19 protein-coding genes are annotated in these 20399 nt (G+C 63.0%); 8 read left to right on the plus strand and 11 right to left on the minus strand.

What is annotated here, in order from left to right:
* Positions 1–61 precede the first annotated feature (61 nt).
* The 5 genes from CKO11_RS05450 to CKO11_RS05470 form a co-directional block, all read right to left on the minus strand.
* On the minus strand, positions 62–937 hold the full coding sequence (locus tag CKO11_RS05450) for a DMT family transporter (RefSeq protein ID WP_223633986.1): 876 nt from the start codon (positions 935–937) through the stop codon (positions 62–64).
* Positions 938–1061: 124 nt separating this feature from the next.
* Positions 1062–1457, minus strand: a complete 396-nt coding sequence (locus CKO11_RS05455) for a cupin domain-containing protein (protein WP_223633989.1) — start codon at positions 1455–1457, stop codon at positions 1062–1064.
* A 28-nt stretch (positions 1458–1485) separates the two neighbouring features.
* The gene (locus CKO11_RS05460) at positions 1486–2124 is read right to left on the minus strand and encodes an NAD(P)-binding domain-containing protein (RefSeq protein ID WP_223633992.1); all 639 of its coding nucleotides are present in this window, start codon (positions 2122–2124) and stop codon (positions 1486–1488) included.
* 26 nt (positions 2125–2150) lie between these two features.
* Positions 2151–2948 (minus strand): carboxymuconolactone decarboxylase family protein, encoded by a 798-nt coding sequence (locus tag CKO11_RS05465; RefSeq protein WP_223633994.1) that lies wholly within the window; start codon positions 2946–2948, stop codon positions 2151–2153.
* A 95-nt stretch (positions 2949–3043) separates the two neighbouring features.
* Entirely contained in the window at positions 3044–3973 is a 930-nt protein-coding gene (locus CKO11_RS05470) for a LysR family transcriptional regulator (RefSeq protein ID WP_223633997.1), read from the minus strand.
* Between the two features lie 241 nt (positions 3974–4214).
* Here CKO11_RS05470 and CKO11_RS05475 point away from each other — a divergent pair, with 241 nt between their 5' ends.
* Together CKO11_RS05475 and CKO11_RS05480 are read left to right on the plus strand one after the other, a co-directional pair.
* Positions 4215–5417, plus strand: coding sequence for an NAD(P)-dependent alcohol dehydrogenase (locus tag CKO11_RS05475; protein ID WP_223634000.1), 1203 nt, complete (start codon positions 4215–4217; stop codon positions 5415–5417).
* Positions 5418–5470: 53 nt separating this feature from the next.
* Entirely contained in the window at positions 5471–5920 is a 450-nt protein-coding gene (locus tag CKO11_RS05480; protein WP_223634002.1) for a cyclophilin-like fold protein, read from the plus strand.
* A gap of 65 nt (positions 5921–5985) precedes the next feature.
* Here the strand turns inward: CKO11_RS05480 and CKO11_RS05485 are convergent, their stop codons facing one another.
* Both CKO11_RS05485 and CKO11_RS05490 read right to left on the minus strand, forming a co-directional pair.
* Entirely contained in the window at positions 5986–6441 is a 456-nt protein-coding gene (locus tag CKO11_RS05485) for a cupin domain-containing protein (protein WP_223634005.1), read from the minus strand.
* 259 nt (positions 6442–6700) lie between these two features.
* Positions 6701–7429 (minus strand): SDR family oxidoreductase, encoded by a 729-nt coding sequence (locus tag CKO11_RS05490; protein WP_223634016.1) that lies wholly within the window; start codon positions 7427–7429, stop codon positions 6701–6703.
* Positions 7430–7582: 153 nt separating this feature from the next.
* Between CKO11_RS05490 and soxR the strand changes: the two genes are divergently transcribed.
* Positions 7583–8080: a redox-sensitive transcriptional activator SoxR gene (gene soxR, locus CKO11_RS05495; protein WP_223634024.1), complete on the plus strand. Its 498-nt coding sequence runs from the start codon at positions 7583–7585 to the stop codon at positions 8078–8080.
* Between the two features lie 190 nt (positions 8081–8270).
* The gene (rsgA, locus tag CKO11_RS05500) at positions 8271–9305 is read left to right on the plus strand and encodes a ribosome small subunit-dependent GTPase A (protein ID WP_223634026.1); all 1035 of its coding nucleotides are present in this window, start codon (positions 8271–8273) and stop codon (positions 9303–9305) included.
* Between the two features lie 73 nt (positions 9306–9378).
* Here rsgA and crtA read toward each other — a convergent pair whose 3' ends face one another.
* Positions 9379–10110, minus strand: coding sequence for a spheroidene monooxygenase (gene crtA, locus CKO11_RS05505; RefSeq protein ID WP_223634029.1), 732 nt, complete (start codon positions 10108–10110; stop codon positions 9379–9381).
* Positions 10111–10600: 490 nt separating this feature from the next.
* On the opposite strand from crtA, the gene pflB reads away from it, so the two are divergent.
* Positions 10601–12868 carry a formate C-acetyltransferase gene (gene pflB, locus CKO11_RS05510; RefSeq protein WP_223634031.1) on the plus strand — a complete coding sequence of 756 codons (2268 nt, stop codon included), beginning with the start codon at positions 10601–10603 and terminating at the stop codon, positions 12866–12868.
* A gap of 11 nt (positions 12869–12879) precedes the next feature.
* Positions 12880–13671 carry a pyruvate formate-lyase-activating protein gene (gene pflA / locus CKO11_RS05515; protein WP_223634034.1) on the plus strand — a complete coding sequence of 264 codons (792 nt, stop codon included), beginning with the start codon at positions 12880–12882 and terminating at the stop codon, positions 13669–13671.
* Positions 13672–13680: 9 nt separating this feature from the next.
* On the opposite strand, the gene CKO11_RS05520 is transcribed toward pflA, so the two are convergent.
* Positions 13681–15168 (minus strand): aldehyde dehydrogenase family protein, encoded by a 1488-nt coding sequence (locus tag CKO11_RS05520; protein ID WP_223634037.1) that lies wholly within the window; start codon positions 15166–15168, stop codon positions 13681–13683.
* Between the two features lie 17 nt (positions 15169–15185).
* A complete protein-coding gene (locus tag CKO11_RS05525) occupies positions 15186–16808 on the minus strand; it encodes a GMC family oxidoreductase (RefSeq protein WP_223634039.1) in 1623 nt (540 codons plus the stop codon).
* Between the two features lie 273 nt (positions 16809–17081).
* On the opposite strand from CKO11_RS05525, the gene CKO11_RS05530 reads away from it, so the two are divergent.
* Together CKO11_RS05530 and CKO11_RS05535 are read left to right on the plus strand one after the other, a co-directional pair.
* Positions 17082–17540, plus strand: coding sequence for a MarR family winged helix-turn-helix transcriptional regulator (locus tag CKO11_RS05530; protein WP_223634041.1), 459 nt, complete (start codon positions 17082–17084; stop codon positions 17538–17540).
* A gap of 57 nt (positions 17541–17597) precedes the next feature.
* Positions 17598–19220, plus strand: a complete 1623-nt coding sequence (locus CKO11_RS05535) for an FUSC family protein (RefSeq protein ID WP_223634043.1) — start codon at positions 17598–17600, stop codon at positions 19218–19220.
* A gap of 36 nt (positions 19221–19256) precedes the next feature.
* Here the strand turns inward: CKO11_RS05535 and CKO11_RS05540 are convergent, their stop codons facing one another.
* Positions 19257–20363, minus strand: coding sequence for a M20 family metallopeptidase (locus CKO11_RS05540; protein ID WP_223634045.1), 1107 nt, complete (start codon positions 20361–20363; stop codon positions 19257–19259).
* Positions 20364–20399 lie beyond the last annotated feature (36 nt).

The following is a 20399-nucleotide window of genomic DNA, read 5'->3' on the forward strand; positions in this document are numbered from 1 at the left end:
GCCGCGCCATAAGGCGGGGGGCGGGCTCGGGTCAAGGGGGCGCGTGGATTGTTTGGCGCGGCTAGCCCGCGCGATCCGCCCTATTGGCGCGCAAGATCGTCACCAAACCGCTGGCGACGATGATCGCTGCCCCCAACAAAGTCAGCGCGTCGGGCACCTCGGCCCAAAAGAGCCACCCCAAGCCCGTCGCCCATAAAAGCGCCGTGTAATCGAGCGGGGCGATCACCCCTGCCGGGGCCAGCCGAAAGGCTTGGGTGATCAGTGCCATGCCTGCGGTGCCGAAAAGCGCGATCATCGCAAACAGCCATAAATCGCCCGCAGACACGGGCGCCCAGACGAAGGGCACAAGGCAGGCACTCATCGCGCCGCTGGTCACGGTCAGGTAAAGCAGCATCGTCCACAGGCTTTCGCGCCGGTCCACCCAGCGCGCGCCCAGCATCAAGGCCGCGTAAAGAAGCGCCGTCGCCACGGGCAGCAAAGCCACCGCGCGAAACTCTGCCGCGCCGGGGCGCAATACGATCAGCACGCCGATGAACCCTGCGACCACCGCGCCCCAGCGCCGCCAGCCGACCTTTTCGCCCAGAAAAAGCGCCGAAAGCGCGGTGATGAAGAGCGGCGCGACGAACACCAGCGCCGTGGCCTCGGCCAAGCCCATCTGTCGGATCGCCGAAAAGAAAAGCACCGTCGCCCCGATCCAAAGCGCGCCGCGCAGCACATGCGCCCAAGGCCGGTAAGAGCGCAGCGCCCCCGCGCCGCCCATCCGCCACGCCAGCGCCACCGCAACTGGCAGCGCGATCACGTTGCGCAAAAACAGGATTTGCAAGGGCGCGTAGCTTTGCGTCAGCACCTTGGCCAAGGCGTCATTGACGCTTAGACACGCCACGCCGACCAGCATCAACGCGATGCCCCTACCCTGCTGGCCCTGCGCGTTGTGCACGTCGCCCTCCTAAGACACGACCCCCAGTGTGGGGCCAGATCCTTCATGCCTTGCGGGCGGCGCAAAAGCAAACGGGCCCCGCAGGGCCCGCCGGTCGATCCATTGTTTGATCTGGGGGTGCTGCTTAGCCGTTGTAATCGGCGTCGGACACTTTTTCCATCCAGGTGACGGGCGAGCCGTCGATGCTTTCTTGGATCGCGATATGGCTCATCGCGGTTTCCGCCGAAGCGCCGTGCCAGTGCTTTTCACCTGCCGGGAACCAGACCACATCGCCCGCGGTGACCTCTTCCACCGGGCCGCCTTCGCGTTGCACGCGGCCCCGGCCAAAGGTGATCAGGATGGTCTGCCCCGCCGGATGGGTGTGCCATGCGGTGCGCGCACCGGGTTCAAAGGTGACATGGCTGCCGCTGGTGCGCCCCGGTTCTTCGGCGGTGAACAGCATGTCCACGCGGACGGTGCCGGTAAACCAATCCTCGGGGCCTTTCATCGAATGGGTTTCGCCGGAGCGGATGATTTTCATAAGAGCAGTCCTTTCTTCTTCTTTGCGCTTAGCCGCGCAATTTTTCAAAACGATAGGTCAGCGCCGGCCCCCCGGGCTGGTCATAGGCCAGTTCCGCCGTGACCATGGCAAAAGGTTCAACAAAGCGGGCCGTGCGCAGCCCGCCTGCGGGGCAAGGCGCAAAGCCAATGTCGCGGATCAGCGCATGCGCGATCTCAAGCGCTCCGGGATCCTCGCCATACACCAGCAATTGCGGCGGGTCGTCTTGCCCCTTCCGGGCAAAAACCGGCGCGAAGCTTTCCGAGGGCGAGGTGTTGAAACAGCCGACCCAGCGCGCTTGCGGCCGGGCCTTGGCCAATTCCTCGGCCCCAGAAGTGGTGGGGCCAAGGACCAAAGCGGTATTGGTGTCATTGAGCGGCACGGAACAGTTCAGCACCACCTTGCCCGCCAGATCGCCAGCTTGTTCCAGCACATCCGCGACCCGGCTCCAATGCACCGCCAGCAACAAAACGTCGGAACGCGCGACAACATCGGCCACCGTGCCGCTTTGGCCGCCCGTTTCACGGGCAAACGCGGCCAGCTTGGCGGGGCTGCGGGCATAGGCAAAGGCCAGATCATGCCCGCATTGGGCCCAAAGCTTGCCCAGCTTCGCCCCCATCAACCCCGATCCAAGAATGCCGATCTTCATCGCCTGTCTCCGCCGCCGTGCTGGATTTAGTCTGCGCGGTCTTCAAACACGGACTTCGCCACCGGCAGCGCCGAAAAGACCTTCGGCCAGCCCGCGTAGAACGCCAGATGCGACAGCATCGCCCCCGCCTCTTCTTGCGTCAAACCATTGTCCATCGCGCGGTTGAGGTGAAAGGTCATCTGCTCGGGCTGGCCCGCCGCGATCAGCGCGGCCACCGTCACCAAAGAGCGATCACGCGGCGCAAGGGCCGGGCGCAGCCACAGATCGCGGAACAAAATCTCACGCGTGGTATCCACCACCCCTTGCGAAACATTTCCGTAGGTGCCCGAGACAAAGCTTTCGCGCGCCTCCTCGGCTTCTTGATCCAGCGGCAAAAGCTCCGCTTCAACCGGCGGCAGCGCCTCGGCGGTGATCCCATGCGCCTCATAGAGCGGGGCCAGCGCCTCGGTCGCGGCGATGGCATTGCCCCATCCCGTGTAGAACGCCAAGTGGGTAATCGTTTCAGAAAGTTCCACGGGCGTCACCCCGGCGGCCAGCGCCAATTCCCCATGCGTGGCCAGATTGTCCGCCTCGTGCCGGGTCATCAGCGCGGCAAAGGTCACAAGCGCGCGGTCGCGCTGCGACAGCTCTTCGCCGCCCCAAACCTCGCCCAGCAGGTTTTCGGTGGCATAGGCTTGCAGCGCAGGGGCCACACGGCCAAGGCTGTCGGGCATGGTGCGTTGCAAGGCTTCGCCCGAAGCGCCGGTGGCAAACAGGGCAATCGCGGATGCGGCGAGGGTGGTTTTCATCTGGGCCTCCATCAGGTGGTCGTTACCCAGCGTCATGTGATCTTTCCGCCCCGAAGATTAATGGCGAAAATGGTCACCCCACTTATGAACCCAATTCATGGAACCGTATCACCTTTGCGGCGTTTGGTATCTCAGGCCCGTTCGCGCAGCGCCTCCAGCACCGCCGTAAAGGCAGATGAGGGGCGCTGACGGCTGGGGTAATAAAGGTAAAACCCCGGAAAAGCAGGCGAATATTCTTCAAGACAGGCGCGCAGCGCCCCGCTTTGCAGATCATCGGCCACAAGCCGGTCGGGCAAAAGCGCCAGCCCATGCCCGTCGCGCGCGGCCCGCATCACCGGCATGACGGTGTTGAAACAGCACTGTCCGCGCACCTTCACGCGGATTTCATTGCCCTCTTTATCTTCGAATTCCCAAGCATAAAGCGCGCCATGGGTGGAAAGCCGCAGATTGATGCATTGATGATCGCTCAAATCTTGCGGGATTTGCGGCACGCCTGCGGTTTCGAAATAGCTGGGCGCGGCTACGCACAACATCCGCTCGTCCGGGCCGATCCGCGTGGCGATCATCCCCTCGCTCACCGCATCGCCATAGCGCACCCCGGCATCGCATTGCGCGGCGGCCAGATCGGTAAAACCATAATCCATCACCAATTCGATATTGATGCTGGGGTATTTTTTCAAAAGCGGCGACAGCTTGGGCCAAAGCACGGTGTCGATGGCATAATCGGTCGAGACGATGCGCACCGTGCCGGTGGGCTGATCGCGCGCATCATCCAGCGCGCGCAGCCGCGCCTCGATCGTTTCAAAACAGGGGTTCAGCGTCGCCAGCAGGTCTTCGCCTTCAAGCGTGGGGGCGACCGAACGCGTGGTGCGCGTCAAAAGCCGCAAGCCCAGCCGCGCCTCAAGCGCCTTGATCGTGTGGCTGAGCGCCGATTGCGACACGTTCAGCCGTGCGGCGGCGCGGGTGAAGCTGCGCTCTTCGGCCACGGTGGCCAGCGCGATCAGATCGTTGATGTTTTCACGCAGCATGGCAGGAGGGTCACTTGGCGGGGCAGCGGGCATTGGCACTCCTTGAAATATATGCGCCCCGTTCATGAAGTCCATGCATAGATTGGGGACGGGACGAAGGCGAAGATAGCGCCACCGCCGGCCGCGCAGAATGACCGATCCACGCATAGATTGATGAGCCCCGCTCATGGATGCATTCGACGCCGCGCCGATTATCTTTGCCGCGCCCTGCCCCATGTTGAAGGCCATTGGCCGCTTTGCGGCCGCATCCCCCATTCCAACAAGAGGCGTGCCCATGTGCCAAGCGTGTAATGATAAGATCGAACTTCTAACCCGCGAGGGCGCGGATCGGCGCAATTTCCTGCGCGGCGGGGCGGCACTGGCCGCCGCACCGCTTGCCGCCTCTGCACTGGCCGGAACGGCCGCCGCGCAAGACAGCCAAAACACGCTTGAGGCCTCGGAGGTGCAAGCCTGGGCCACCAAGGACACCTCAGGCAGTTTTGCGCCGCAAATGATCAAACGCCGCGCCGCGGGGCCGAAAGATGTGGTGATCGAGATCATGTATGCCTCGATCTGCCATTCGGACATTCACACCGCCCATGGCGATTGGGGGATGCCCAGCTTCCCGCTGGTGCCGGGCCATGAAATGGTGGGCCGCGTCATCGGCGTCGGCGCCGAGGTGGTGAAATTCCGTGAAGGCGATTACGCAGGCGTCGGCTGCATGGTCGATAGCTGCGGCGAATGCGAAAACTGCCGCGCCGACCGCGAACAAAACTGCCTCAACGGCACCACCTTTACCTATAATTCCGAAGACAAAGTCTCGGGCGGCGTCACCTATGGTGGTTATTCGAAAAAGATCGTCGTCACCGAAGATTTCGCCCTGCGCATCCCGCCGGGGGTCGATCTGGCCGGGTTCGCGCCGCTTTTGTGCGCGGGCATCACGACCTTTTCGCCGATCAACCACTGGGATCTAAAACCCGGCGAGCGTTTCGGCGTGATCGGCATGGGCGGGCTGGGCCATATGGCGGTGAAACTGGCCGTCGCCAAAGGCGCGGAGGTTGTGGTGTTCACCACATCCGAAGACAAGATCGCTGATGCGAAAGCCTTTGGCGCGAAAGAGGCCTATCTGTGGACCGATGAAGCGGCCCTGGCGAAAAACCGCGCCAGCTTCGATCTGATGGTGTCGACGGTGCCGGTGGCCTATCCGATGCAGCAATTCATGAACCTGCTCAAGCTCGACAAGACGATGGTCAACGTTGGCGCGCTGTTCCCGATTGAAGGCGCGCAGGGCATGTTGATGGGTTTTGGCCGTCAAAGCCTTGCCGGGTCGATGATCGGCGGCATCGCGGAAACGCAGGCGGTGATCGACTTTGCCGCCCATCACGGCATTGCGGCGGATTATGAAATGATCTCCCCCGATCAGATTGGGGAGGCGTTCAAGAAAGTGGTCAACAAAGAAGCCCGCTATCGCTATGTGATCGACATGACGAAAGCCTGATTGCGCTGCCGGGGCAGCCCCTGCCCCGGCCCCATATTAAGAAAGGAGCCGCCATGTATCGCCGCGCGTTTCTGTGCCTTGCGCTTTTGGCGTTTGGCTGGGCCGGGCCGATGCAGGCCGAGCCCTCTGCCGCTGAGGATGCACCGACCATGACCAAAATCCGCGTAATTTTGCCCGATGCCACGCTGACCGCCACGCTTGACGATACCGCCGCAGGCCGCAGTTTCGCGGCTCTTTTGCCGCTGGATCTGACACTCGAGGATTACCACGGGATCGAGAAAATTTCGGACCTGCCCGGCAAGCTCGATACCACGGGCGCACCGCGCGCCTACAAGCCTGAAACCGGCGACATCACGCTTTATGCGCCTTGGGGCAATCTGGCGATTTTCATCAAGCCGTTTTCAAGCTCGGCGGGGCTGGTGCGGCTGGGCGCCTTTGAAGGCACGATTGCGCCGCTGAAAAAATCTGGCGCGCTGTCGGCCCGGTTTGAACTGGCCGAGTAAACGCGCCGGAACCGCATAAAAACCGGGGCCGCCGTTGGGCAGCCCCGGTTTTTGTTTAGCTGCGCTTACTCGGCGTATTCGGCGTCGGTCACGTGCTCGCTCCAGGTCACGGCAGACCCATCGACCGTTTGCTGAATGGCCAGATGGGTCATGGACGTGGTCGCGGTCGCGCCGTGCCAATGCTCCACCCCCGGCGGGCACCACACGACATCACCCGCTTGGATCAGCTGTTTTTCCTGCCCACGCTCTTGCACCCACCCGCTGCCCGCGGTCACGATCAGCTTTTGGCCTGCCGGATGGGTATGCCACGCAGCCCGCGCGCCGGGCAGGAACGTCACCTCCCCCGCGCTGACATCGCCCATATCCGGGCCAAAGACCGGTGCGACCAAAGCCGTCCCGGTGAAAAACTCGGACGAGCCAAGCTGCGCCGCGCGGCTTTCGGCCGGGGTAACGGTCATGTCTTGGGCGAAGGCGGCGGGGGCCGCAAGCAACAGCGCAAAGGTCGCGAGGTGAAGTTTCATCTGGTGATCTCCCTTGAACGTCAAGCGGCCCTTCGGCCGGCAGACGGGCGCCGCCCGCTTGCGAAAGATCAGCTAGCCCGGCAGGCGGGGCAAAAAATGCCGCCAAACCGGATGCATTCATGAGTGGATTTCACGAAACCCAACACGCGGCTGCGCGCTGCACGCCCGCCGCTAAACGGGGGGCACGGCAGGCCGCACGGCAAAAGGGGGGCGCATGGGCCACGCCCCCCTTGCAGATCCGGCCGGAAGGCCGAACCTGTTACCAGGGCAGCGCGCCCTGATCGTTGAAGAAGCCGCCGGTCGGGCCGTCGTCTTCCAAAAGCGCCATTTGCAAGATCACCACTGCCGCTTGATCCACGGTCCGATCGGGCATGAAATTCGTCGCCGCTGTCGCGGTGTAGCCCGGGCAAATCGCGTTCACCTTGATCCCTTTGTCGGCCAGCGCCTTGGCATAGCCAACCGTCAGCGCGTTGACCGCCGCTTTCGAGGCCGCATAGGTCGGCATGATCTTGTCGTGGTGGTCCCAAGCCGGATCATGGCGCAGCCCGAAGGAGGCCAGCTCCGACGACACGTTGACAATCCGCGGCGCGGCGCTTTGTTCCAAAAGCGGCACCATCGCCTCGGTCAAACGCAGCCCGCCCACGACGTTGATCGCCAGCGTCTGCTCCATCTTTTCAACCATGCTCATGCCCGGCACGTAATCCAGCCCGACCCCGGCATTGTTCACCAAAATATCGATATGGCCATAATCGCCTTGCAGTTTTTCGGCCAAGGCCGCCACGCTCATGGCATCGGTGACATCAAGCTGCACCGGGGTGACCGAGCCGCCCTCGGCCACAAGCGGCGCGGCGGCCTCTTCGCCCGCCTTCAGGTCGCGGCACCCCAACAGCACATGCACGCCCGCGCGCGACAGCCCCGCAGCCACCGCCGCGCCAATGCCCCGGTTGGCGCCGCTGACCAGCGCGATTTTTTGCTCTTTGTCTGACATTACCCTGTCTGCTCCGTGTCTTGCGCGACGCGGGAGCCTTGCGCCCGGTCCGCCACAGTCCACCCCGGCAGTCCTCTGTCCGGGGGGCTTGCACCCACAAGCCGACACGCTTTATAAAACCTCAAGTTAAGTTGAGGTCAAGGACGGAATCGCATGCCCGCAGCGACAAATGCGCCCAACAGGAAATCCCGCCGGGCCCCGGCGGCGGTGTTAAGCGTTGGGCAGGTGGCCGCGCGGGCCGGGGTGGCCGTTTCGACGCTTCATTTTTACGAGAAAAAAGGGCTGATTGCGGCCTTGCGCAGTTCGGGCAACCAGCGCCGCTATGCGCGTGATGTGCTGCGCCGGATCGCGGTCATCCGCGTGGCGCAGGATCTGGGATTTTCGCTCACGGAAATCGCCGCGCTGTTGCGCCCTTTCCCACCCGACAAAACCCCCGATGTGCATGAGGTGCGCGAGATGGTGGCAGGCTGGAAAGCGGCGATTCAGGCGCGCATCGACGGGCTGAGCGAATTGCGCGATACGCTGGATGGCTGCATTGGCTGCGGCTGCCTGTCGAAGGAAATCTGCCCGCTGCGCAACCCCGATGATGCGCTGGCGCGCAAAGGCACCGGGGCGGTGTTGCTGGGCGCAGGCCGGGCGCAAGCGGAATAAGGCTGGAACGCAGCCCGCCAAAGGCGTAAACTCTACCCCGTCACGCAAGCACGGAGGGATCGATGTTGGATCTTGTAAGCCTCCGGGCCGGGGCCGTTTAAGCGGAAAGTTCCGCGACCGCCTCGCCCACCTGACCTGTTCGCGGCGCCGCTTTGGCGCCCTTCTTTCAGTGTCTTGCGAGGATATTCCCTTGACCGATCTTGATACGCTCGCCGCTCTTGGCTGGGCGCCCGACTTCTTGCGCCAGCTTACGCTTGAAGAGCTTTCTGTTTTAACCCCGTGCCGCGTGGCCGCCGTGCACCGCGACCGCGTCTCCGCCCTTTGCCCCGGCGGCCCGGTCAGCTTGCACCCGCCCGCCGATCTTACGACCGGTGACATTGCCGTTGGCGATTGGGCCCTTTGTCTGGGCAACCAACTGGTGCGGCTGCTGACCCGGCGCACGCTTTTGGCGCGCCGCGCGGCGGGCACCGGGGTGCAACGGCAATTGATCGCGGCCAATGTCGACAGCTTGTTCATCGTCAGTTCCTGCAATGCCGATTTTAACCCGGCACGGCTGGAACGGTATCTGGCGCTTGCCCGCGCGGCCAATGTGGCGCCGGTGATCGTGCTGAGCAGGGCCGATCTGAGCGCCGCGCCCGATCATTGGCAAGATCGCGCGGCGGCGGTGGACCGGCGCGTGCCGGTGGTGATGGTGGATGCGCGCGCGCCCGGCACGGCATTGGCCGATTGGTGCGGGCGCGGGCAAACGGTGGCGCTGCTCGGCTCGTCTGGTGTGGGTAAGACCACGCTGGCCAATGCGCTGACCGGAGGCACCGCGGCGACGGGCGAAATCCGCGAAGATGACGCCAAGGGCCGCCACACCACAACGGAGCGGCAATTGCGGGCGATGGCGGCCGGGGGCTGGCTGATCGACACCCCCGGCATGCGGGCGCTGCGGCTCAGCGATGCCGCCGAGGGGATTGCCACCACCTTCGACGAAATTGAAACGCTGGCGCAAAGCTGCCGCTTTGGCGATTGCAGCCATGACCCCGAACCGGGATGTGCGGTGCAAGCGGCCATTGCGGCGGGGACGCTGGACCCGGCGCGGCTAGAACGCTGGCACAAGCTGCAACGCGAGGATCGGCACAATTCCGAAACCTTGGCCGAGGCTCATGCGCGCGACCGTGCCTTTGGCAAGATGGTGCGCACTGTGATGCGAGACAAAACCAAGCGGCGCGGCGGCTAGACAGGCCGTTTCAGCATGCAAGCCCCGGGCATGGCCTCACCCCCAGCCCGGGGCGATCTTTTGGGCCCGGAAGTTAAGCGGCCGAGGCCACCCCTTCGAAGACCAGCCCCGCCAACGGATCGGCCCCGTTCCATGTGCCCTCAGACCCGATCACGCGCAGCCGGGCATACATATCCTCGGTGAACCATTTGTCGTCATAGGCCGAGCGGATGGCCTTGCCATGCGGGGTTTCGCCCCGCGCAAAGGCATCCATCGTCGCGCGATTGGGCCAAATCGAGAAGGTCATCTGGAAGAACAGCGGAAATTCACCAAGCCCAAGCTTGAAGCGCACATTGGGATCGGCGCCGATCATCGTCTGGATTTTCGGCACCCGGCTCCAGAACGCCACCGCCGACCCCGGGCGCACCTGCGCGCGCGTCAGCGCGACCACCGGGCCATCGGGCGTGCTGGCATCATCGGGCACCGGGCGCAGACGTTCGGCACCGCCCCATTGGCCACGCGCCCGCGTCGGCTCCATGAACACGGTCCAGCTTTCGGCGGCGCGGCGGCGATAAGCATTGAAGAACGGATGGGTCATCACCTGCATGCGTGCGGTTTCCGCATCGGGCCAGACCGTCAAGATGCCCCAAACGGCGGTGTTCGGGATCGGGGTGAAGCCTTCTTGGGTGCCCGACCCCATCAGTCGGTAAAACTCCAGCCCCTCCATCCGCGACAAAGACCAATGGCCCAGCGCCATTTGCCCCACGGCCCACAAGCGGTCCATCACTTTTGGAAAACGGAAAACGGTCAAGCAGACAACTTGCATGAAAAACCCCTGTGGCTGAACTTGGCCCACCTTTCCGCTTTGCCCCCCAAAAGGAAAGCGTCGTGCCCAGGCTAAAGCCGCGGCATATTGCCTAGGGCAGCGCCAAACGCCCCTGCCCCCGCGAGTCAGGCGCGCTGCCCGCCACGCAACGATATGTCCGAAAGACACGCTGTAGAGAAAGATTCTACAGTGACCACATTTTCTTTCGCCACCCCGACAAGACGAGTAACATTCTTGTCATTCCGTTACCGCAAACCTGCCCCGCGCGCAGGTCTAACGTATTGATTTTGTTTCATTTCATAAAATGACCCGAGGTCAAGATTTCTTGCTTCACTGGTCTGTTTAAGTTACCAAAAATGCATCTGGAGGTCTCTCCACCAAGCGCCAAGGCATCCACTCTGCCGCAACGGTGCCCCTCAGGCGAGCTTCCCCACTCCGACCGCTCAGGCCGTAAGCGGGCGCTTTGCGCCCGGCAGGAAAGGACTGCCCAATGAATGCCTTCGTCGACACCTCGATCCACAGCCCCCTGATTGGCCCCTGGGACGGTTTTTCCGAAGGCACTTGGCGCGAAAGCATCGATGTGCGCGGCTTCATTCAGGAAAATTACAGGCCTTTTGAAGGGGATGCGGGTTTTCTTGCGGGCCCTACGGCGCGCACGCAAAAGCTGTGGGCCGATATTGCCGCGCTGCTGAAGTTGGAACGCGAAAAGGGCGTTTTGGATGTGGCCGCCGACCGCCCTTCCACGATCACCGCCCATGATGCGGGCTATATCGACCGCGAAAACGAGCTGATCGTCGGGCTGCAAACCGATGCCCCGCTCAAACGCGCGATCATGCCCAATGGCGGGCTGCGGATGGTCGAAGCCGGGTTGAAAGCCTATGGGTTTGAGCCCGATGCGACGATCTCTGAAATCTGGACGAAATATCGCAAAAGTCACAACCAAGGCGTTTTTGATACCTATTCCCCCGACATTCTGGCGGCGCGGAAATCGGGCATTATCACCGGCCTGCCCGATGCCTATGGGCGCGGGCGGATCATTGGCGATTACCGCCGTGTCGCGCTTTACGGGATCGATGCGCTGAAGGCCGCGAAACTGGCCGAATTCCGCGAATTGGACGATGCGGTTTTCGACGAAGACACGCTGCGCCAACGCGAGGAACTGTCCGAACAATTCCGCGCCCTTGAAGAGCTGCGCGAGATGGCGCGGAAATACGGCGTCGACCTGTCTGGCCCCGCCACCACCGCGCAAGAAGCCGTGCAGGCAACCTATTTCGGCTATCTGGCGGCGGTGAAGGAACAAAACGGCGCCGCCATGTCGCTGGGACGGGTTTCGACCTTCCTTGATATCTATTTCGAACGCGATCTGGCCGCAGGCCGGTTGACCGAAGAGGCCGCGCAGGAACTGATCGACGATCTCGTGATCAAGCTGCGCATCATCCGCTTTTTGCGCACGCCCGATTACGACGAACTGTTCTCGGGCGATCCGACTTGGGTTACCGAAGCGATTGGCGGCATGAGCGAAGATGGCCGGACACTGGTGTCCAAGACATCGTTCCGGGTGCTGCAAACGCTTTACAACCTTGGCCCTGCGCCCGAACCGAACCTGACCGTGCTGTGGTCGGTCAACCTGCCGCGCGGGTTCAAGGATTTCTGCGCCAAAGTGTCGAAAGACACCTCGGCCATCCAATATGAAAACGACGATCTGATGCGCCCGAAATGGGGCGACGATTACGGCATCGCCTGCTGTGTGTCGGCGATGCGGATCGGCAAACAGATGCAATTCTTCGGCGCGCGTGCCAACCTTGCGAAAGCGTTGCTTTACGCGATCAACGGCGGGGTGGACGAGAAATCGGGGGTTCAGGTGGCCAAGGGCCTGACCCCGATTTCCGGTGATCTTTTGGACCATGACGAGGTGATCGCGAAATTCGATCTGGCAATGGACTGGCTGGCGCGGACCTATGTCAAGGCGCTGAACGCGATCCACTACATGCATGACAAATACGCCTATGAACGGATCGAAATGGCGCTGCATGACCGCGATATTTTGCGCACCATGGCCACCGGCATTGCCGGGCTGTCGATCGTGGCGGATTCGCTTTCCGCGATCAAAAACGCGCAAGTGAAGGTGATCCGCAACGACGCGGGCCTTGCGACCGATTTCGAAATCACCGGCGATTACCCCGCCTTTGGCAATAATGACGACCGGGTGGATGAGATCGCCGTCTGGGTGGCCGAAACCTTTATGAAAAAGGTCGCCGCGCAGCCGCATTTCTACCGCGGTGCCACGCCCACGCAATCGATCCTGACGATCACCTCCAACGTGGTCTATGGCAAGAAAACCGGCAACACCCCCGACGGGCGGCGCGCCGGGGCGCCGTTCGCCCCTGGGGCAAACCCGATGAACGGGCGCGACAAGAAAGGGTTTGTGGCCGCCGGGGCCTCGATCTCCAAACTGCCCTATGATGCGGCACTGGATGGCATTTCCTGGACCGCAAGCGCCACGCCGGATTCGATGGGCCATAGCGAGATTGAGCAGATCGCCAACCTTGCCAATTGCCTCGACGGGTTTTGCAAGGCGGGAGGCTTCCACGTCAACGTCAACATGCTGACGCGCGAAACGCTTGAAGATGCGATGAACCATCCCGAAGCCTATCCGCAACTGACGGTGCGGGTGTCAGGCTATGCGGTGAATTTCGTCAAACTCACCCGCGCTCAGCAGCTTGACGTGATCAACCGCACCTTCCACGCCAGCATGTGAGACCCGACCGGATGACCATTCCCCAGCCGCACCAAGGGTTTGACATGGCGCTGTGCGACCCGCACGACGCGCCTTGCCATGGGTTCCTGCATTCGCTGGAATCGGGCGCGGCGGTGGATGGCCCCGGCATGCGCTTTGTCTTCTTTCTGGCGGGGTGTCAGTTTCGCTGCCTATACTGCCACAACCCCGACACTTGGAAGCTGCACAATGGTCGCCGCATCGCGGTCGAGGAAATCTTGGCCGAGGTGGCCCCGGTGGCCAGCTTTCTGAAATTCGCGGGCGGCGTGACCTTTTCGGGGGGCGAGCCGATGATGCAAGCGCCCTTTGTGAACGCCGCCGCCCAAGCGCTGAAAGACTGTTTCGGGCTGCATATCGCGCTTGATACCCAAGGCCATCTGCATGATCGCGTGGCCGATGACTGGTTCGACCCGATCGATCTGGTGATGCTGGATATCAAACATATCGATCCCGCGCGCCATCAGGCCCTGACCGCACAGGCGCTACAACCGACGCTGGATTGTGCCCAGCGTATGGTGCGGCTTGGGAAAAAGATGCGCATTCGCTATGTGCTGGTGCCGGGCTGGACCGATGCCGCCGATGAAGTGGCGCGGATGGCCGATTATGTGGCGGATCTGGGCCCGGCGGTCGAGATGGTGGAGGTGTTGCCCTTTCACCAAATGGGCCAGTCCAAATGGGAAAGCCTTGGCACGCCCTATCATCTTAAGGACACCCAGCCCCCCAGCCGCGAAGCGACAGAGGCCGCCCGCGCCTTGTTTCGCGCGCGCGGCCTTGTCACCGGCTAGACGATCCGATCAGGCCCGGATCATCACCGATTTCAGCTCGGTATAGTTTTCGATGAAGGCCGAGCCATATTCGCGCCCGATGCCCGAGCCCTTGGCCCCGCCAAAGGGCACCGATGGGTCCACGATCGTGTGCATGTTCACCCAGACCGTCCCCGCCTCGACCTGCGGCACCAGCCGCAGCGCGGTCGATAGATCATGGGTCCAGACAGACGCGGTCAGCCCATAGGGCGTGTCGTTCATCTCGCGCACAAGCTCGTCTTCATCGTCATAAGCGACCAGCGTGCCCACCGGGCCAAAAACCTCTTCGCGCCACGAGGTGCTTTGCAGTGATTTCGGCCGGATGATCGTCGGCTTCACATAGAAGCCGGGCCGGTCAAACGCCGCGCCCCCGGTGACAATGTCATCCCCCTCGGCGCGTGCGGTCTCAAACGCCTCAAGACATTTTTGAAACTGCGCTTCGGTCGCAACGGGGCCCACAGCGGCCTCAAGATCCAGCGGATCGCCCGGTTGCATCGCCTCCAGCCGCGCGCGGATCGCCTCTGTCACCGCCTCGATCTGGCTGCGATGCACCAAGAACCGCTCAGCCGAGGCACAGATTTGACCCGAATGCATGAAGCCCGCTTCGATCATCCCATCGACGATTTCTTCGACCTTCATATCCGGCAAGAACCCCGCCGCGTTCTTGCCGCCCAGTTCCAGCGTGACGTGTTTCAGGTTCGCCTTCATCGATTCCTGCGCCACGATATTGCCGGTATTGACCGAGCCGGTCAGCGACACCTTGGCGATCCGTTTGTCGGGAATGATGATATCGCCCAAACGACCGGGACCGTTGATCACGTTCAGCACGCCATCGGGCAGACCGGCCTCCTTGCCAAGCTCTGCCACGCGCAACAGCGAAAACGGCGTGGGCGAGGCGGATTTGAGCAGCGCCGTATTGCCGGTGGCGAGCGCCGCGCCGAATTTCCAAACCGGGATCATCACCGGGAAGTTCCACGGGATGATCCCAAAGACCACGCCCAAAGGCTGGCGCAACGTCATCGCGGTGTAGCGTTCCTTGCCCGCCGCCGGGACCGAAGGTTGGATCGTCTCGCCCGTGATCTTGGTGGCCCAGCCCGCGTAATAGCGCAGGAATTGCGCCGCCCAGCCCACCTCGATCATCCGCGACAGGGCCAGCAGCTTGCCCGATTGCAGCGTTTCAAGCTGGGCGATTTCCTCGCCATGTTGTTCGATCAGATCGGCAAAACGATAAAGGATGCGCTCCCGCTCGGCCGGGGCGGTGTCTGCCCAAGCGCCGCGAAAGGCGGCATCGGCACTGGCGATCGCCTCTTCCACCTCGTCGGGCGTCGCCTGCGCGACAGAACCGATCACATCGCCATTGGCGGGGGTCTTGATGTCGATCCGTTTGCCTTTGCCCTCAACGGCTTTGCCATTGATGAAATGCCCCTGTTGGCGCGCCAGAAAGGCGCGCACTTCGGGCAGAATCTCTTGTTGTGCCATAGTCTTGGTCTCCGTTCTTATTCGGCGGCAATCGCGGCGCTATTGGGCCGGCCGCAAATCAGGTCGCTGGCCTTTTCGGCAAGCGCGATGGTGGGGGCGTTGGTGTTGCCCGAAGGGATATGCGGGAAGGTGGAACTGTCCGCGACGCGCAGCCCTTTGATGCCATGCACCCGCAATTCCGGGTCCACGACCGAGGTAGCGGGGTTTTGGCCTATGCGGCAGGTGCCAACCGGGTGATAGACCGTGCGCGCGGTGCGCCGCACCCAAGCTTCCAGCCCCGCAAGGTCATCCGCTGAAACGGTCGGGTTGAACAACTCTTTCACATGCCCCTTCAGCGCGGGCTGATCGAAGAATTTCAACGCCAGTTGCGCGGCGCGGATCTGCCCTGCCACATCGCGCGGGTCTTCCAGATACCCGGCGCGAATGCGCGGCAGATCCTCGGGGTTGGCAGAGCGGATTTCCACCGCGCCCCGCGATTTCGGCTGCAAATGCCCGGTCTTGATGGTGATGCCGTGGTCGCGGCCCTTTTGGTTCAGATCCGGGTCATCCCACGTATCAAGCACGGGCAGAAAGTGGAATTGCACATCGGGCCGCCCCGCCCCCGTGCTGTCGATAAAGGCGAAGGCTTCCAAAATCGGCGAGGTCAGCACGCCCGAGCGTAAAAAGGTCCATTCGATCCCGTGGCGCAGCGCGTTCAGCCCCTTATCTTGCCCATAAAGCGAGATCGGCTGGGTGATCGCGGCATTGACCGACATATGCAGATGGTCGTGGAAGTTGCGGCCCACCGGAAGCTCGGCCTTTTGCGCCACGCCCGCACGGCGCAGCACCTCTGCCGGACCAAGCCCCGAAAGCTGCAATACCTTGGCCGAGCCAATCGCGCCTGCTGTCACAATCACTTCTTTGCGGGCATGGGCGGTCACGGTCTTGCCATGCTGGTTATAGGTCACGCCGGTGGCGCGCCCGTCTTCGATCTCGACCCGCTGCACCATCGCATTGAGTTGCAGCTTAAGGTTCTTGTCCTTGCGGATACGGCGCAAATAGGTCTGCGCGGTCGAGGCCCGCAGCCCCTTATGCGTGGTGGTCTGATAAAAGCCTACGCCCTCGGATTGGGCTCCATTGTGATCGACGATATAAGGATAGCCCGCCTGTTGCCCGGCGCGCAAGAAGGCTTCGCTCAGCGGGTGGCGATAGCGGTTTTCGCTGACCGGCAAGGGCCCATCATTGCCATGATAGTCATTCGCCATGGCCTCGTTGTTTTCGGCCTTTTTGAAATAATGCAGCATTTCATCGCCATTCCAGCCGGTGGCGCCAAAATCCTGTTCCCAAGCGTCATAATCGGCCTTGTGGCCGCGCACATAGACCATGCCATTGATCGAGGAACTGCCGCCCAGCACACGGCCTTGCAGCACATCCATGGGCCGGTTCATCGTCGCGGCTTCGGGCTCGGCCATATAGGGCCAGGATTTCGTGGGGATCACCCGCGACATGCCGCCGGGGGCGCGGATGAACAGGTTGAAATCGCTTCCGCCCGCTTCAAGCAGCAACACGCTGCCACGCTGGCGGCTCAGGATGTTATAGGCCAGAACGCACCCGGCCGAACCGGCCCCGATGATGATATAGTCAAAATTTTCTGCGGACATGATGCCCCCCTTTCGTGCAATGACGGCCCCATGGGCAAAGCGTCGTGGCTCTGTCCGGTCTGTGCCATTGCGCCAAAACTAGGTAGGTTTGCTAATTAGTTCCAATCCGAACAATTGGCGTCATCTTGTGCGAATTTGCACATATTTTGACGGAACCTTTTAAAAATAGGGTTTTATCACTTCATCTTTACCGCGAGCATTCGGCGCACTCGACCTCTTGCCAGACCAACCTCCGCAAATTAGATAGCAAACCTATCAAAATAGGAGGCAACAATGCTCGCTTCGGGAGCGCATGAGGATTTGGGGCATCGGTTGATCACCGTGTCGCGCCGCTACCGGCGCGTGATGGATACGGTCTTTGCGGCGCATGGGCTAAGCACCGCCTCGACTCTGCCGCTGCGCTTCTTGGCGCGGCAAAACCGGCCCTATCGGCAAAAGGAGTTGGCCGACCATCTCGATATCGAAGGGCCGACCTTGGTGCGGGTGCTTGATACGCTGGTCGCGCGAGGTTTTGTTATGCGGAGCGAAGACCCCGAGGACCGGCGCGCCAAGCTGATTTCGGTCACCGACCGGGGGCATGCTTTCCTTGGCTCGCTTGCCAGTCCGCTGGGCGCGCTGCGCCACGAAATCTTTGCCGGTGTGCCCGATGAAGAGGTCGAAATGGCACGCCGCCTGCTCGACCGGCTCGAGGCCAATATCGACACCCTTCTGAGCGCCACCACCAAGGCGTGACCGCTTTTCCGTTTTCCCTGCCCGACGCGCCCGCGCGGGACCAATAAGGTTTCACACATGACACGAACCCAACTGGGCCAAGCACTGCGCCTTGGCTTGGCCGCTTGGACGGCCTTTGCTCTTGCCACTGCCTTGGGCATTGACCATGCCTTCTGGGCCGCGATGCCGGTCTGGGTGGTCGCGCAGCCGTGGCGCGGCGTGGTGTTTGAACGTGCACTTTGGCGGCTTTTGGGCACGGTGATCGGCGGCGCGCTGGGACTCGTGCTGCTGACACTCTCCCCCTCGCCCTGGGTCACCGCCGTTGCGATGGCCGTGCTTTTGGCCGCTGGCGGCGCGCTGACACATTTGTGGCAAGGCGTGCGCAACTACCTGCCGCTGATGACCGCGCTCACCATTGCGGTGGTGGTGATCCCGGCGCTGCTGGACCCTTCTGGCGGGTTCGATCTGGCGATGGACCGGCTGGCCTGCACCGTGATCGGCGGGGTCAGCGTGGCGGTGATTGTGGGGCTGTTCACCCCCAAGGCCGACAGCGCGGGCTTTCGCGCCGAGGGCGCGGCGCTTGCACAGCGTTTTCCCGAAGTGGCGCGGCTTTTGCTTGACACCCGCGCCACCACGACCCGCAAAGATGAGGCCGTGGCCGAGGTGATCCATCTGGGCGCGGAGCTTGAAACCAAGGCGCGTCTGGTCGCGGCAGGCTCGCGCGAGGGGTATCAGCGCATGGCCGCGCTGGATGCCATTCTGGCAGCGGGTCTGGCGCTGCTGGAAGCGGCGACCGAGGCGGCGCGCAACTACCCGACGCGGCAGGCTGCACAGCGGCTTTTGTCCGATGCGCCGGGCACTGGGCCGCTGCCCGACACCGGGCCTTTGCCCCGACTGGCGCATGCGCTGGCCGCGCTTGGCGCGGCGACCGACGATTTAAGCGCCACCGCGCCTTCGGGGCGCGACCTGCCGCGCCTTGCCCCCCCGGCCAACCCCACATTGGCGCTGCGCGGCGCGGTTGTGGCGGCCTTGGCCAGCCTTGGCGGCTCTTTGCTGCAAATCCTGATCGGCGGGTTTGCGATGGAATTGACGGCCTTTTCGATGGCGATCTTTGCGCTTGTCATGGGGTCTTTGCCGCAGCCCAAGCTGATCGCGCCGAAAATGGCGGTTGGGGTGGTGATCGGGGCGCTGCTTGGCGCGGCCTATCGCATCGAATTGCAGCCCTATTTGACGGGCTGGCTGGATCTGGTGGTGACCATTGCCCCCTTTATCGCTGTGGGGGCGATTGCGCGCGCCTATCCGCGCACTGCGATCTATGCGCTGGATGCGAACATGTGCTTCATGCTGGCCAGCCAAGCGGGCGCGCCGCCCGCGCTGATGGCCGAAGTGGTGCAGTCGGCGGGCGCGATGACGGTGGGCACCTTGGCAATTGTCGCCTGCTATGTCGCCCTGCCCCGGCCCGGCCCGGCCCTGATTGGCCGCACCGAAGCGCGCCTTGCGGCCGATTTGGAACTGATCGGCAAACGCGCCGAACCGATCAGCGCACAACGCTGGACCGCGATCTGGGGGCGGCGCGTGGTGACCTTGGCGATCGAACTCGAAAAGGCGGGCGAGGCGCTGCCGCGCCGGGTGCTGCGCTTGGCCAGCGCGGGCCATGCGGCAATTGAACATCGCCGCGCGCTGCAAGACCGCACGCACTAAAATATCTGCGCGGGCGCGCCTTTGCCCGCCCGGGTGTCAGGGCGCGCCGGTCCAATCGGCAATGGCGGCACCATAGATCGCCTGTGCCTCTGTCAGCCGATTGATCTGCACATATTCATCGGTCTGATGCGCCAGCGCCGGATCGCCCGGTCCCAAGATCATCGTCGGAACCTCCCCCAAAACCGGTGTGAAGATCGAGGCATCGGTGAAATAGCTCACCACGGCGGGGGTGGTGTCAGCCCCAGCAAGCCGCGCCGCGTGGCGCGCCAGCGCCGCCATCCACGGATGCGCGGGCTCGGTCCAGACGGCAGGCAGGTCGATAAGCCGCTCAAGCTGGATCTCGGCCCCCAGCACCTTGGCCACCCGCGCGTGCAGATCGTCATGCGTGACACCGGGCACCGAGCGCAGATCAAGCGTCGCCGTGCAGCGGTCCGGCACGGAATTGGTATTCAACCCGCCCGCAATCGTGCCAAGGTTCTGCGTCGGCGGCCCCATCACCTCATGCGCCGGACCGAGGGAAAGCCCCTCCAGCCGGGTCAGCGCATGGGCCATTTTCATCACCGCATTCACCCCATGGTGCGGCATCGCCCCATGGGCGGTTTTGCCCCTTGCCGTCAGGCGCAACCACAGCGCGCCCTTATGCCCCTGCACCGGGCGGTTCAGGGTCGATTCCGCCACGATCATCGCGCCGATCTTGGGCAAGGGCGCAGCGGCCATGGCGCGCGCGCCCTCGGCCCCGGTTTCCTCGCCCGCGGTCAGCAAAATCACAAGCCCGCCCGGCGGCACATCGGCACGGATCGCGGCCAGCAAAAAGGCCGCAACGCCGCCTTTCATGTCAGAGCTGCCCCGGCCATGGATCGCGCCCTCTGCCACCACCGCCTCATGCGGATCATAGCGCCACGGCTGCGCCCCCAAGGGCACGGTATCCAGATGGCCCGAAAAGGCGAGCGCCGCGCGCCCCGGCTCCAGCCCCTTGCTGGCCAGAAGGTTGCGCCGCCCCGCCCCAAAGGGCGTAAGCTGGCAGTCAAACCCGGCGTCGCGCAACAAATCCGCGCAAAAGGCCATTACGTCAGCCTCGCGCCCCGGCGGGTTCACCGTGTCAAAGGCCACAAGGCGGCGGGTCAGATCAACGACATCAAGCATGCTCATCCCCAGAAATCGTATCAAAAAGGGGCGACC

Origin of the sequence: Rhodobacter sp. TJ_12 (assembly GCF_020023995.1) — a bacterium.
GTDB lineage: Bacteria > Pseudomonadota > Alphaproteobacteria > Rhodobacterales > Rhodobacteraceae > Rhodobacter.

What these genes read in the sequence shown, in the direction of transcription:
- CKO11_RS05460 (WP_223633992.1), bottom strand. Translation starts at nt 2,124, where the DNA reads ATGAAGATCGGCATTCTTGGATCGGGGTTGATGGGGGCGAAGCTGGGC.
- CKO11_RS05465 (WP_223633994.1), bottom strand. Translation starts at nt 2,948, where the DNA reads ATGACGCTGGGTAACGACCACCTGATGGAGGCCCAGATGAAAACCACC.
- CKO11_RS05475 (WP_223634000.1), top strand. Translation starts at nt 4,215, where the DNA reads ATGTGCCAAGCGTGTAATGATAAGATCGAACTTCTAACCCGCGAGGGC.
- soxR (WP_223634024.1), top strand. Translation starts at nt 7,583, where the DNA reads ATGCCCGCAGCGACAAATGCGCCCAACAGGAAATCCCGCCGGGCCCCG.
- CKO11_RS05540 (WP_223634045.1), bottom strand. Translation starts at nt 20,363, where the DNA reads ATGCTTGATGTCGTTGATCTGACCCGCCGCCTTGTGGCCTTTGACACG.
- CKO11_RS05530 (WP_223634041.1), top strand. Translation starts at nt 17,082, where the DNA reads ATGCTCGCTTCGGGAGCGCATGAGGATTTGGGGCATCGGTTGATCACC.
- CKO11_RS05525 (WP_223634039.1), bottom strand. Translation starts at nt 16,808, where the DNA reads ATGTCCGCAGAAAATTTTGACTATATCATCATCGGGGCCGGTTCGGCC.
- crtA (WP_223634029.1), bottom strand. Translation starts at nt 10,110, where the DNA reads ATGCAAGTTGTCTGCTTGACCGTTTTCCGTTTTCCAAAAGTGATGGAC.
- CKO11_RS05455 (WP_223633989.1), bottom strand. Translation starts at nt 1,457, where the DNA reads ATGAAAATCATCCGCTCCGGCGAAACCCATTCGATGAAAGGCCCCGAG.
- pflB (WP_223634031.1), top strand. Translation starts at nt 10,601, where the DNA reads ATGAATGCCTTCGTCGACACCTCGATCCACAGCCCCCTGATTGGCCCC.
- CKO11_RS05485 (WP_223634005.1), bottom strand. Translation starts at nt 6,441, where the DNA reads ATGAAACTTCACCTCGCGACCTTTGCGCTGTTGCTTGCGGCCCCCGCC.
- CKO11_RS05535 (WP_223634043.1), top strand. Translation starts at nt 17,598, where the DNA reads ATGACACGAACCCAACTGGGCCAAGCACTGCGCCTTGGCTTGGCCGCT.
- CKO11_RS05480 (WP_223634002.1), top strand. Translation starts at nt 5,471, where the DNA reads ATGTATCGCCGCGCGTTTCTGTGCCTTGCGCTTTTGGCGTTTGGCTGG.
- CKO11_RS05520 (WP_223634037.1), bottom strand. Translation starts at nt 15,168, where the DNA reads ATGGCACAACAAGAGATTCTGCCCGAAGTGCGCGCCTTTCTGGCGCGC.
- pflA (WP_223634034.1), top strand. Translation starts at nt 12,880, where the DNA reads ATGACCATTCCCCAGCCGCACCAAGGGTTTGACATGGCGCTGTGCGAC.
- CKO11_RS05470 (WP_223633997.1), bottom strand. Translation starts at nt 3,973, where the DNA reads ATGCCCGCTGCCCCGCCAAGTGACCCTCCTGCCATGCTGCGTGAAAAC.
- CKO11_RS05490 (WP_223634016.1), bottom strand. Translation starts at nt 7,429, where the DNA reads ATGTCAGACAAAGAGCAAAAAATCGCGCTGGTCAGCGGCGCCAACCGG.